Consider the following 13,263-nt stretch of genomic DNA (forward strand, 5'->3'; position numbering starts at 1 on the left):
CCGGCGGTCGCTTTGTGTGCCGCCGGCCGCGCTCAGAAGACGGCGGCGCCCTCGTCGGCGCGCGCCGCCATCTGGCGGAACTGCGCGAAAAGCTCGCGGCCAAGCCCGTACTGATTGGCCGCAAGGTCGGGCTGCGACACGGGCCGTCGCGCCAGTTCGGCCTCGTTGACGAACAGTTCCAGCACACCGCGCTCGGCATCGACGCGGATCATGTCGCCGTCGCGTATCCTGGCGATCGCGCCGCCGGCAAGCGCTTCGGGCGTGACGTGGATGGCGGACGGCACCTTGCCGGACGCGCCCGACATGCGCCCGTCGGTGACGAGCGCGACCCGCTGGCCTCTGTCCTGAAGCACGCCGAGCACAGTGGTCAGCCGGTGCAGTTCGGGCATGCCGTTGGCCTTCGGCCCCTGGAAGCGGACCACGGCGATGAAATCGCCTTGAAGCGTTCCGGCCTTGAAGGCGGCGTTGAGCGCCTCCTGGCTTTCGAACACCCGCGCCGGCGCCTCGATCACGCGGCGCTCGGGCTTGACGGCCGAGGTCTTGATGATCGCGTGGCCGAGATTGCCCGACAGCACCGTCAGGCCGCCGCTTGCCTGAAACGGCTTTTCATGGCGGGCCAGCACCTTGTCGTCGCCGCTGTTTCCGGGCGCGGGCCGGCGTGCGATCGCGCCGTCCGCGCCAAGGCAGGCCTCGACCGTGTAGGCCCGCAGGCCGCTGCCCCACACCGTCTCGGCGTCCTCGTGCAGCAGGCCGGCGTCGAGCAATTCGCGGATCAGGAAGCCGAGACCGCCGGCGGCGGCAAAGTGGTTCACGTCGGCAAGCCCGTTCGGATAGACGCGGGCGAGCAGGGGCACGTGGTCGGAGAGGTCGCAAATGTCCTGCCAGGTCAGCCGGATGCCGGCGGCCGCTGCCATTGCGATCAGGTGGATGGTGTGATTGGTCGAGCCGCCGGTGGCGTGCAGGCCAACGACGCCGTTGACGATCGAGCGTTCGTCGATCATGCGCCCGACCGGCCGGTAGTCGTTGCCGAGCGCGGTGATGGCGAGGGCGCGCTGCGTCGCCTCGCGGGTGAGCGCGTCGCGCAGCGGCGTACCGGGATTGACGAAGGAGGCGCCGGGCAAATGCAGGCCCATGATCTCCATCAGCATCTGGTTGGAGTTGGCGGTGCCGTAGAAGGTGCAGGTGCCCGGACCGTGATAGGATTTCGATTCCGCTTCCAGCAATTCGTCGCGGCCGATCTTGCCCTCGGCGAAAAGCTGGCGCACGCGCGCCTTCTCGTCGTTGGGCAGGCCCGAAGTCATCGGCCCGGCCGGGATGAAGACCGCCGGCAGGTGGCCGAAGCTGAGCGCCGCGATCAGAAGCCCGGGCACGATCTTGTCGCAGACGCCGAGATAGACGGCGGCGTCGAACATGTTGTGCGACAGACCGATCGCCGCCGCCATGGCGATCACGTCGCGCGAAAACAGCGACAGCTCCATGCCGGGCTGGCCCTGGGTGACGCCGTCGCACATCGCCGGCACGCCGCCGGCGACCTGAGCAACGCCGCCGGCTTCGCGCGCGGCCTGTTTGATCAGGGCGGGAAAGCTCTCGAAGGGCTGATGCGCCGACAGCATGTCGTTATAGGCGGTGATGATGCCGAGATTGGGGACCCGGTCGCCGGAAAGGTCGGCCTTGTCGCCGGTCGCGCAGGCGGCGAAACCGTGGGCGAGGTTGCCACACGACAGCACGGAACGGTTCGGCCGCTGGCCGGCGGCCTCGTCGAGACGGGCGAGATAAAGCTCGCGCGTCGGCCTGGAGCGTTCGCGGATGCGGTCGGTGATTGTTTCGATGGCCCGTGCGGCGGTCATGGCTTTTTGTCCTCGCTGGGTGCCCAATAGACGGTTGGCGGGGTGGTGGCGCGCTCGAAGACGGCGCGGATCGGGGCGGGCGACGCGGTGCCGGCCTGCATGGCCTGCTCGAAAACCGTGCGCTTGGCCTCGCCTTCGATATGCAGGGCCAGGAAACGCGCCCGCGCGACGAGCGGCAGGGTAAGCGTCAGCCTGTCTTCGCCGGCGCTTTGCGCGCGCACCGGCAGCACACGCGCGCGCGCGGCGGGGTCGAGCAGGGTATCGAGATTTTCGGCATCGGGAAAATAAGACGCGGTATGGCCGTCGAGCCCCATGCCGAGCACGACGGCGTCGAGCGGCAGCGGACAGTCGGCAAGCCGCTCGTCGGCAGCGGTCGCGGCCGCGGCCGGGTCGGCCGTGCCGGACCAGAGCCCGACAAAGCGGGCCTGTTCCGCCCGATCGCGAAGCAGGGTTTCGCGCACCAGCCGCTCGTTGGAGCGTGCCGCGGTCGGCGGTACAAGCCGCTCGTCGACCAGCGTGACGGTGACGCGCTCCCAGTCTATCGGCCGTTGCGACAACTGCCGGAAAAACCGTGCCGGCGTGGTGCCGCCGGAGACGGCGAGCGTGGCCCGCCCATTGCTGCCAACGGCCTTGTCCAGATGGCCGGCGACCGTTTCGGCCAACGCTTCGGCCAGCGCGTCGGCGCCTTCGAAGGCCTGGAAGCCATAGGGGGGTGGCGGGCGCATCAGTTCGGGTCGTGCCAGGTACGGCCGTCGCGCTCGATCAGGGCGACGGAACCGGACGGGCCCCAGGTGCCGGCCGTGTAACCCTGGGGTTCGCGGCCGGAATCCTCCCAGGCGGCCAGGATCGGATCGATCCAGGCCCAGGCCGCCTCGACTTCGTCGCGGCGCATGAACAGGGTCTGGTTGCCGCGCACGACATCCATCACAAGGCGCTCGTAGGCATCGGGATTGCGCACGTTGAAGGCTTCCGCGAAGCTCATGTCGAGCGGCACGTGGCGCAGGCGCATACCGCCGGGACCCGGATCCTTGATCATGATCCATTGCTTGACGCCTTCGTCGGGTTGCAGGCGGATGACGAGTTGGTTGGCGTGCACGCGCCCGGCGCCGGTTTCGAAGATGGAATGCGGGATCGGCTTGAAGGCGATGACGATTTCGGAGGCGCGCGCGCTCAGCCGCTTGCCGGTGCGCAGGTAAAACGGCACGCCGGCCCAGCGCCAGTTGGCGATGTCGGCCTTGATGGCGACGAAGGTTTCCGTCGTGCTTTCGCCATTGCCGAGTTCTTCTTTGTACCCCTTGACCGCGCCGCCGGCGGAGGCGCCGGCCCGGTATTGGCCGCGCACCGTCACCTTGGCGGCATTGTCGGTGTCGACCGGCGCCAGCGAACGCAGGATCTTCAGCTTCTCGTCGCGCACGGCGTCGGCGTCCATCGATGCCGGCGGCTCCATCGCCGCCAAACACAAAAGCTGCAGGATGTGGTTCTGCACCATGTCGCGCAGCGCGCCGGCCCGGTCGTAATAACTCACCCGGTCCTCCAGCCCGACCGTCTCGGCGACGGTGATCTGGACATGGTCGATATGGGCGGAGTTCCATAACGGCTCGTAGAGCGCGTTGGCGAAGCGCAGCGCCATCAGGTTCTGCACCGTCTCCTTGCCGAGATAATGGTCGATGCGGAAGATCTGGTGCTCGTCGAACACGCCGCCGATCTGGTCGTTCAAGGCACGGGCGCTCGCCAGGTCGCGGCCGATCGGCTTTTCGACCACGATGCGCGCGTTCAGGCTCACCAGCGCGTGTTCTTTGAGTTTGGCGCAGATCGAGCCGAACAGCGACGGTGCGACGGCCATATAGAACACGCGGATGCGGTCGCTGTCGCCGATTTCCTGTTCCAGCGCGGCGAAGCCGTCGCCGCTCTTGGCGTCGACTGCGACATAACTCAGCCGGTCGAGGAAACGGTCGAGCTCGCCCGGCTCGATCTCCTCGGCCCGGACGTGCTCGGTGATCGCCGTGCGGGCGAAATCACGGTATTCTTCAGTGCTGAGTTTCGAGCGCGACGCGCCGATGATGCGCGTGGGTTCTAAAAACTGTCCCGCCTGCTGGCGCTGGAACAGCGCCGGCAGCAATTTTCGCTCGGCAAGGTCGCCGGTGCCGCCGAAAGCAATGAAATCGAACGGATCGACCGGGATGATCTGGCTCGTCATGGATGTCGCAAGCCTTTCGCGTGCTGGAACGACTGTTGCCGCCGCTATAATCTAATCGATTTAAAAACGCCAGCCCCATGCCGACGTCGCTTCGCGCTTGACAGTGCGGGAGCAGGCGGGTTTCACCTTCGGGCGACGGAGCGCATGCGGACCAGTCCACCATAAAGCGCGGCCGCCGCAAAGAGGAACCGGGACAATGAACACGCATTTCTCGCGCAGCGTCGCCGAGGGCTTGGCCTTCGCGAATTTCATCGACGGTCGATCGCAGGAGGCCACGTCGGGCCGGCGCATCGATGTCGTGTCGCCGTCCGACGGCAAGATGTTCGCCTCGATCCCCGAAAGCGGCAAGGACGATGTCGACCGGGCCGTGCGCGCTGCGCATCGCGCCTTCCACGACGGACCGTGGAGCCGGATGCCGGCGGTGGAGCGCGGGCGTTGCCTGACCCGGCTTTTCCGCCTGGTCGAGGAAAACGGCGAGGAACTGGCCGCGCTGGAATCGCGCGATACCGGCAAACCCGTGCGCCAGGGCAAGGCCGATGTGACGGCGACGATGCGCTATTACGAATTCTATGGCGGCGCGGCCGACAAGGTGCACGGCGACACGATCCCGTTCCTTGACGGGTATACCGCGCTCACCCTGCGCGAGCCGCACGGCGTGGTCGCCGGCATCATTCCGTGGAACTATCCGCTTCAGATCCTGGCCCGCGTGGCCGGCGCAGCACTTGCCATGGGCAACACGCTGGTCGTCAAGCCGGCCGAGGACGCCTCGCTGACAGCGATCCGCATCGCCGAACTCGCGCATGAGGCCGGCGTGCCCGATGGCGTCTTCAACGTGATTACCGGCTACGGGCACGACGCGGGAGCCGCGCTTTCAGGCCATCCGCTGGTCGACTACGTCACCTTCACCGGCTCGACCTTGACGGGAACCGCGATCCAGCAGGCCGCCGCGGTCAACAATCGCGGCGTGACGATGGAACTCGGCGGCAAGTCGCCGCAAATCGTGTTCGAGGACGCCGATCTGGAGGCGGCGCTGCCGGTGCTTGTCAACGCCATCATCCAGAACGGCGGCCAGACCTGCTCCGCCGGCAGCCGGGTCCTGGTGCAGCGCCCGGTCTACGAGACCGTGTCGCGCGCCCTGGCCGAACGGTTTTCCAAGCTGACGGCCGGCCCGCACGATGCCGATCTCGATCTCGGCGCGCTGATCAATCAACGCCAGAAGGAACGCGTCGCCGGTCTGGTGGCGGCGGCCGAGGACGCCGGCGTGCCGGTTCTGGCGCGCGGCTCGGTTCATGCCGACGCACCGTCAGCCGGCTATTATTTCGCGCCGGTTCTGTTCGGTTCGGTGGACCCCGACCAGCCGCTCGTCCGCGAAGAGGTCTTCGGCCCGGTGCTGGCGGTGATGCCGTTCGAGGACGAGGCGGACGCGGTGCGGCTTGCCAACGGCACCGATTACGGCCTGGTTGCCGGCATATGGACCCGCGACGGCGCGCGCCAGCATCGTGTTGCCAAGCGCGTGCGGGCCGGCCAGGTATTCGTCAACGGGTATGGCGCCGGCGGCGGCATCGAACTGCCGTTCGGCGGTTTCAAGAAATCAGGCCACGGTCGCGAAAAGGGCTTTGAAGCGCTTTACGACATGAGCGCCACCAAGACGGTCGTGTTCAATCACGGGTAAGAATGGGATAAATGCCGCGCAAAGCAGGGCGGTATCGCCCGCAACGCGGCCCAAGGACGAAAGTTAGGAACGAGAATGGCACGTCTCAAAAACAAGGTTGCGGTGATCACCGGTGCGGCGTCGGGTTTCGGCGAAGGCATGGCGAAACGCTTTGCCGAGGAGGGCGCGCAGGTGGTCGTGGCCGACCTCAATGCCAAGGGTGCCGAGCGGGTGGCGGGCGAGATCGGTCAGGCGGCGCTGCCGGTGACGGCGGACGTGTCGCTGAAATCCGATATCGACGCCATGGTGGCCACGGCGATGGACGCTCATGGCCGCATCGACATCATGGTCAACAATGCCGGCTTCACCCACACCAATCAGAGCATGCTGGACGTCGACGAGGCGACGTTCGACCTGATCGCGGCGGTGAATATGAAGGCGATCTATTTCGCCGCGCTCGCCGTCGTGCCGATCATGGAAAAACAGGGTGGCGGCTCCATCATCACCACGGCCTCGACGGCGGGGCTCCGGCCGCGCCCGGGGCTGACCTGGTACAACGCCTCCAAGGGCTGGGCGGTGACGGCCACAAAGTCGATGGCGGTTGAACTCGCGCCGAAGAACATCCGCGTCAACTGCCTGTGCCCGGTGGCCGGAGAAACCGGCATGCTGGCCCAGTTCATGGGCGAGGACACGCCCGAAAAGCGCGCCCAGTTCCGTGCATCGGTCCCGCTCGGGCGGCTTTCGACGCCGCTCGACATCGCCAATGCCGCCCTGTGGCTTGCCTCTGACGAGGCCGCCTTCATCACCGGCGTCGCGCTTGAGGTCGATGGCGGCCGCTGCATCTGATCGCGTGTCCCGCTCGCGGAACCGGACCTCTCCCGAAACGTTCAAACAAGGCCCCAGCAGCAGGAGCATAGCGATTTCATGACCGGGCAACAGATCTTCATCTTCTGCCTGCTGGGCGCGGTGTTCGCTTTCCTGGTTTGGGGGCGCATCCGCTACGATCTGGTCGCCTTCGCGGCGCTGATCATCGGCGTTGCCGGCGGTGCGATCCCGGCCGAGCATGCCTTCGCCGGCTTCGGCCACGAAGCCGTCATCATCATTGCCCTGGTGTTGATCGCCTCGCGCGCCATGATGAATTCCGGCGCGGTCGAGCTGATCGCGCAATATGTCGTTGATGCCGGGCGCTCGCTCTCCACCCATATCGGCGTGATGTCGGTGGCCGGCGCAGCGCTGTCGGCCATCATCAACAACGTCGCCGCGCTCGTTATTCTGATGACGCTCGACATGGAAACGGCGAAGAAAGCGGGCCGCTCGGTGTCGTTGTCGCTGATGCCGCTTTCTTTCGCCACCATCCTTGGCGGCATGGTCACGATGATCGGAACGCCGCCCAACATCGTGATTGCGCAGTTTCGCGACAGGGCGCTGGGCGAGCCGTTTTCGATGTTCGACTTTTCCCCCGTCGGTCTGGTGTGCGCCATTGCCGGTATCGCGTTCGTGGCCGGTGTCGGCTGGCGGCTGATCCCGGAGCGCATCGCGCCGCAAAAGGCGGGTGAAACCGGAAGCGGGATGTTCGTCGCCGAGGCCGGATTTCCCACTGATTCCGAGTGGGTGGGGCAAACGCCTCGCGACCTTGTCGAAAAAGCCGACGAGCTGGATGTCGCCGTTCTCGGCCTCGTGCGTCGCGGCAAGCGCCTGCCGGGTTTCGCGATGAGTGAGGAGATCCGCAAGAGCGACCGCCTCGTGCTCGAGGGAGATCCGAAATCGATCGAAGCCTTCACTGGCGCGGCCAAGCTTGAAATCGCGGTCAAGCCGAAGGAGGACGGGCTGATTGGCCGTTCGATGACGCTGACCGAGGCGATCGTGCCGCAGGGGGCGCGCGCTGTCGGTCGCACCGCGCTCGACATGCGTCTACTGGCCAGGCGGGGCGTGACCCTGATCGGTGTTTCGCGTCAGGGCACCCGTTTTCGTGAGCGTGTGCGCAACCTCACCATCCAGGCCGGCGATGTCGTGCTCTTGCTCGGACCGGAAAATCGGGTCGCCGACGCGGTCGACTGGATGGGAGCGATGGCGCTCGCCGACCGCAGCCATGCGGTGATCCAGCGCAGCAAGGCGCTGCTCGCCATCGGCATTTTCGCTGCTGCGATCGCGGCCTCGGTGATCGGGCTGATCAGCTTGCCGATCGCGCTTGCGGCAGCCGTCGCGCTTTACGCGCTTTTCAACATCGTCAATGCGCGCGAGGTCTACGAATCGGTCGAATGGCCCGTTCTGGTGCTACTCGGCTCGTTGATCCCGCTGGGGCTCGCGCTCGAGGAATCGGGGGGCACCGAACTGATCGCCAACGCCATCGTTGCGCAGACCTCGTTCCTGCCGACCTGGGCCATTCTGGCGGTGCTGATGGTGGTCACCATGACGTTGTCGGACTTTCTCAACAACGTCGCCACCGCGCTGATTGCGGCGCCGATCGCCGTCGGCATCGCCAGTTCGATCGGCGTTTCGCCCGACCCGTTCCTGATGGGCGTCGCGGTCGCGGCTTCTTGCGCCTTCCTGACCCCGATCGGGCACAAGAACAACACCATCATCATGGGACCGGGCGGTTATCGTTTCGGCGATTACTGGCGCATGGGCCTGCCGCTGGAAATTCTGATTATCGTGGTCTCCGTCCCGGCGATCCTATTCTTCTGGCCGCTTTAGGACTGGTTCGGGCGGGCAAGAGGCGCCTTTTGGCTTGACCGGGGGCGAACCCGGCCCGATCCTCGGAAAAACCGGGGTCGGGGGAACATCATGCACAAGGTCGTCATCAGCGGCACCGGCATCTTCACGCCGGATCAGATCATTACCAATGCCGAGCTCGTCGCCTCCTACAATGAGTACGCCACTAGTTGGAACGAAGCGAACGGCGCGGCGATCGAGGCCGGCGAGGCGGAGGCCAAGCCGATGTCGAGCGAGGCGTTCATCCTCAAGGCATCCGGCATCGAACGCCGCTACGTGATCGACAAGTCCGGCGTACTCGACCCGCAGATCATGCATCCGGTGTTTCCCGAGCGGGCGGACGACGAGTTGTCGATGATGGCCGAGATCGCGGTCGAGGCGGCTGGAAAGGCGCTTGAACGCGCGGGCCGCACCGCCGCCGATATCGATGCGGTGATCTGCGCGGCGTCCAACTTCGAACGCGCCTATCCGGCGGTCGCCATCGAGATCCAGCAAGCGCTGGGCATAGAAGGCTTCGCCTTCGACATGAATGTCGCGTGTTCCTCGGCGACGTTCGGCATCCAGGCCGCCGCGGACATGATCCGTTGCGGCTCGGCGCGGGCGATCCTGATGGTCAATCCGGAAATCACGTCCGGCCATCACGAGTGGCGCGACCGCGACTGCCATTTCATCTTTGGCGACGTATGCACGGCGGTGGTGGTCGAACGGGCCGACGATCTCGCCTCGGATAATGCCTGGGAGGTGCTGTCGACGCGATGCCTGACGCTCTATTCCAACAATATCCGCAACAATAACGGCTTTCTGCGTCGAACCCGCGCCGGCCACATGGCCGATCGGCGCGACATGCAATTTTACCAGGAGGGACGGAAGGTCTTCAAGCAGGTCGTTCCGGTCGTGGTCGATCTGATGCGCTCGCATCTCAGCGACGAGGGGGTGGAGCCGTCCGAACTGACGCGTCTGTGGCTGCATCAGGCTAATAAGAGCATGAACGATTTGATCGGCGAAAAAGTGCTCGGGCGTGCCCCGAGCCGGGCCGAGCAGCCCAACGTGCTGCAGGACTACGCCAACACCTCCTCGGCCGGTTCGATCATCGCGTTTTCGAAATATTCCGACGATCTGCCATCGGGCAGCCTCGGCGTGATCTGTTCCTTTGGCGCGGGCTATTCGGCCGGCAGCGTGATCGTCAGGCGGTTGTAGGGGGGGCGGCACGCGCGCTCGTGAGAAGCGGGTTGGCCTTGGCCTATGACCAGAATGCCGGTGAAAGCAGCACCAGAACGGCGAGTATTTCCAAGCGGCCGAGGATCATGGCGGCGTCAAGAATCCATTTCGCCGCGTCCGGGAGCGTGGCAAAATTGCCGGCCGGACCGACGATGTCTCCCAGGCCGGGGCCGACATTGGTCAGCGCGGTCAGGGCACTGGTGGCAGCGGTCATGAAGTCGAGACCTGTGGCGGCCAGCAGGATGAGGGCGATCGCCCAGATGACAACGAATGCACTGATGAAGAGCACCGCCGTGCTCTGCATGTCGGGCTCGACGCGCCGGTCGCCGTAGCGGACGGTCGCGATGCTGCTTGGATAAATCAATTGCCGGAGACCGAGCCGCACCATCTCGAACAGGATCAGGAAGCGATAGGCCTTGATGCCGCCGGCGGTGGAGCCGGAGCAGCCGCCGAGGATCGTGGCCAGGAAGGCGCAGGCGACGGGAAAGGCGCCCCACAGAGAATAGTCGGCGCTGGCGAAACCGGTGGTGGTGATCAGCGAGACGAAATTGAAGGCCGAATGCGTCAGCGCCTCGAAGGGCGTGTAGTCGGAGTTGACCCGCAAATAGACTCCGACCGACAGGGTGAAGATCGCGCAAAACCCGACATAGACAAGGATCTGCCGGTCGCGGAGCGCCTCCAGACGCCCGCGCAGGACGAGCAGCATCAGGATCGAGAACGGCAGGCCGGCGATGAACATGAAGACCGTTCCCACCCAGATCACGGCGCCGTTGTCGCCATAATAGCCGAGCGAGGCGTCGTGGGTCGAAAATCCGCCTGTCGCCAGGGTCGTCATGGCGTGGTTGACGGCGTCGAAACCGGTCATTCCAGCGGCGGCATAGAGCAGCGCGCAAATCAGGGTAAGCGCGACGTAGATGCCGATCAGAGCCACGGTGAAGGTCGAAAATCGCGCGAAGGGCCGGTCCGAGGTGTCGGAAGATTCGATCCTGAAGAAGGAGATGCCGCCGATACGCAGCAGCGGCAGCACGAACAGGCCCAGAGCAACGACGCCGAGCCCGCCCATCCATTGCAGCAGCGAGCGCCATAAAAGCAGCCCCGGCGGCAGCGCGTCGAGGCCCGAAATGACGGTCGATCCCGTTGTCGTCAGAGCCGATACGGATTCGAACACGGCGTCGGTCAGATCGAGGCGGATCGAGGCGAGCATGAAGGGAATGGCGCCGATGATCGCCGAGGCGGTCCACAACAGATTGACCAGAAGGAAGCCGAATCGGATATTGACGCGCGGGGCGCTCGCGCGTGTAGCGAGCGCGCAGGCGGCTGCCGGCGCGCCGACAAGCAGCGCCGAGGAGACAAAGACCCGCCAGTCCGGATTGTCGAGGAAATAGTCGACGGCCGCTGGCACAAGCATTGCCGCGGCGAAGTAAAGCGCGAAAACCGCCGTGAGAAAGGCGGAGAACCGAAGCTGCGTTTCCGACATCAGGCGGTCTTTTGGGATGCCTCGCTTTGGCCGGCCTTCCTCCCGCGGCGGCAGGCCACGTTATTGGCTTACATCACCGACGGCAAGGCTCCATCCATGCTGATCGCGGGGGGCTCGCGGCGGTCTGTCCGGGCTGTTTGTCGGTTAACGATATCTTAACAATTTTTCCGCCGAAGGACGTGGTTGCATTAGATGTATTGGCGGTCGCTTGAATGAACGGCGCAAAGGGGGACGGTCATGGCCGCGATATATCGGCATTCATATTTTATGCGTGCGACGGGGCTTCTCATCGGCCTGGCCGCCGTGATCGTCATGATACGCGTCGGCACGCTCGCACAGGGCTATCGGTTTCTGGAGAAGTTTCCGCCCGATTTCTCGACTGTCGGCTGGCTGCGTTTCACCGGTTCGACAGCCGCGGCCTTCCTGATCTATCTGGCGCTCAAGCCGGCTCGGGACCAGACACGACCCTTCCTTGCCGATCTCGCCGGCACGCGATTGGGCAAACCTTTTGCCTGGGCAAGCCTTTTTACCATGATCGCGACGATAATCGGCGTCGTCCTCGTTCCCGAGGCGCTTTATCCGCTTGTTACCGACGGTGCAGTGGTGCAGATCGTCTCCGAATTGTTTTTGGCGGGCACGATCGGGCTTGCCGTGTTTTCGGCAATACGTTCGCGCACGGTCGGCGCGGCACGGATCGGCATTATTCCCGCCCCGCTGGCTTTCGTTGCCATGGCGCTGGTCGCCTTTCTGATCCTCGGCGAGGAAATGTCATGGGGTCAGCATCTGATCGGCTGGCAAACGCCCGAAACCTTCGCCGGAAACATCCAGAACGAAACCAATTTCCACAATTTCTACACGTATCGCTTCGAAACGGCCTATTATCTGTCGGCGCTTCTGCTGTTTTTCGTCCTGCCCTATGCATGGCCGAAGCAGCCGGGGTTGTGGCTGAAGCCTTTCGCGTTTTTCGTCCCGCCGGCGGGGTTCGTCCTCCTGGCGGCGCCGATTTCCGGCCTGTTCTACGAATATTGGAACGTGGTGCCGATGCAGGTGGCCTTCGCGCTCGGCGTAATCCTGCTCGTCGACTGCGCGCTCGATAAACGGCGCGGAACGCGTGGGGAGCGCGCCTTCGTTGGGCTGTGGGCGATGCTGATGGTCGCGTCGCAGGCCATATTCCTGATTTTCGGCGGGCGGATGAGCGAGGGACACGAATTGTCGGAAGTGCGCGAGTTCCTGATCTCGCTGCTGATGCTGGCCTATCTGATCTGGATCAGCGCCCGGCTATTCACGATGCCACGCCGGGTTAAAGGGGGATGACCGGTTGGCCTCAGGCCACGACCGTGCGCCGGTAGAGATGCCAGGTCGCGTGGCCGAGCACGGGCAGGGTGACGAACAGGCCGAGAAAGAACGGCACGCATGACAAAAGCACCAAAGCCGTCACCGTGACGCCCCAGCCGATCATCGCCACCGGGCTCGCCAGCACCGACTTCACGCTGGTGATCATGGCGGTGACGAAATCGATCTCGCGCTCCAGTAGCAGCGGGATCGAGATGACGGTGATCGAAAACAGCACCATCGCCAATATCGCGCCGACGACATGACCGACCGCCAGGAAGGTCCAGCCTTGCGGCGTGGTGAAGACCACGTCGAGGAACCGTTCCAGCGTGGCGAAGGACATCCGCCCCAGGACCAGCGCGACCAGGAGGCGGATCTGATACATCCAGATCCAGAACACGAACAGCATCACGAACGCCATCCATGACAATTCGCGCGTGCGCTGGTGCCAGACCACGGCCAGGACCGCCTTCCAGTCGAGCGGCTGGCCCTGCTCGAGCCGGCGGCTGACCTCGTAAAGACCGACGGCGGCGAAAGGCCCGATCAGCGGGAAGCCGATGGCGAAGGGATAGATCATCCACGGCACCCGCCAGATCGTCAGACCAAGCACGATAACCATGCCGCCGAGCGCGAACACGCCGCCGAAGAAAAGCCCGAACAGCGGTGCGCGCGCGAAATCGTTCAGCCCCTGCATTATCGCCGCGCGAATATCCGCACCGGTGATCGCCACCACCTCGGGCATTGCCGGCTTAGCGCCATCGTTCGGATTGGCCATGGTCTCCTCCCGAAAAGCACGGTGCCACCCAGGCGGACATCGCCCAAAGCACCG

Annotated in this window: 10 protein-coding genes; 5 read left to right on the plus strand and 5 right to left on the minus strand. The window is 65.0% G+C overall.

Annotated elements, in window-relative coordinates:
• Positions 1-32: 32 nt before the first annotated feature.
• Genes edd through zwf form a run of 3 tightly spaced genes read right to left on the minus strand, consistent with a single transcriptional unit; the run spans position 33 to position 4,044 of the window.
• A complete protein-coding gene (gene edd / locus GN330_RS19445) occupies positions 33-1,847 on the minus strand; it encodes a phosphogluconate dehydratase (protein ID WP_156714580.1) in 1,815 nt (604 codons plus the stop codon).
• Positions 1,844-2,572, minus strand: a complete 729-nt coding sequence (gene pgl / locus GN330_RS19450; RefSeq protein ID WP_156714582.1) for a 6-phosphogluconolactonase — start codon at positions 2,570-2,572, stop codon at positions 1,844-1,846. The genes edd and pgl overlap by 4 nt, the downstream gene beginning before the upstream one ends.
• Positions 2,572-4,044 (minus strand): glucose-6-phosphate dehydrogenase, encoded by a 1,473-nt coding sequence (zwf, locus tag GN330_RS19455; protein WP_156714585.1) that lies wholly within the window; start codon positions 4,042-4,044, stop codon positions 2,572-2,574. Before zwf ends, pgl begins: the two co-directional genes overlap by 1 nt.
• Before the next feature lie 196 nt (positions 4,045-4,240).
• Between zwf and GN330_RS19460 the strand changes: the two genes are divergently transcribed.
• From GN330_RS19460 to GN330_RS19475, 4 genes are all read left to right on the plus strand, one after another.
• Positions 4,241-5,716, plus strand: coding sequence for an aldehyde dehydrogenase family protein (locus tag GN330_RS19460; RefSeq protein ID WP_156714587.1), 1,476 nt, complete (start codon positions 4,241-4,243; stop codon positions 5,714-5,716).
• A gap of 75 nt (positions 5,717-5,791) precedes the next feature.
• Positions 5,792-6,541 carry an SDR family oxidoreductase gene (locus tag GN330_RS19465; protein WP_156714589.1) on the plus strand — a complete coding sequence of 250 codons (750 nt, stop codon included), beginning with the start codon at positions 5,792-5,794 and terminating at the stop codon, positions 6,539-6,541.
• Positions 6,542-6,619: 78 nt separating this feature from the next.
• Complete coding sequence (locus tag GN330_RS19470) at positions 6,620-8,389, plus strand: SLC13 family permease (RefSeq protein ID WP_156714591.1); 1,770 nt, start codon at positions 6,620-6,622, stop codon at positions 8,387-8,389.
• 90 nt (positions 8,390-8,479) lie between these two features.
• Positions 8,480-9,604 carry a beta-ketoacyl-ACP synthase III gene (locus GN330_RS19475; protein WP_156714593.1) on the plus strand — a complete coding sequence of 375 codons (1,125 nt, stop codon included), beginning with the start codon at positions 8,480-8,482 and terminating at the stop codon, positions 9,602-9,604.
• A gap of 43 nt (positions 9,605-9,647) precedes the next feature.
• Here the strand turns inward: GN330_RS19475 and GN330_RS19480 are convergent, their stop codons facing one another.
• Positions 9,648-11,102 (minus strand): TrkH family potassium uptake protein, encoded by a 1,455-nt coding sequence (locus GN330_RS19480; protein ID WP_156714595.1) that lies wholly within the window; start codon positions 11,100-11,102, stop codon positions 9,648-9,650.
• 237 nt (positions 11,103-11,339) lie between these two features.
• Here GN330_RS19480 and GN330_RS19485 point away from each other — a divergent pair, with 237 nt between their 5' ends.
• Positions 11,340-12,416, plus strand: coding sequence for a hypothetical protein (locus GN330_RS19485; RefSeq protein WP_197435247.1), 1,077 nt, complete (start codon positions 11,340-11,342; stop codon positions 12,414-12,416).
• A 10-nt stretch (positions 12,417-12,426) separates the two neighbouring features.
• On the opposite strand, the gene GN330_RS19490 is transcribed toward GN330_RS19485, so the two are convergent.
• On the minus strand, positions 12,427-13,209 hold the full coding sequence (locus GN330_RS19490; protein ID WP_156714600.1) for a DUF2189 domain-containing protein: 783 nt from the start codon (positions 13,207-13,209) through the stop codon (positions 12,427-12,429).
• Positions 13,210-13,263 lie beyond the last annotated feature (54 nt).

This window comes from Nitratireductor arenosus (assembly GCF_009742725.1).
In the GTDB taxonomy this organism is placed as follows: domain Bacteria; phylum Pseudomonadota; class Alphaproteobacteria; order Rhizobiales; family Rhizobiaceae; genus Mangrovimarina; species Mangrovimarina arenosa.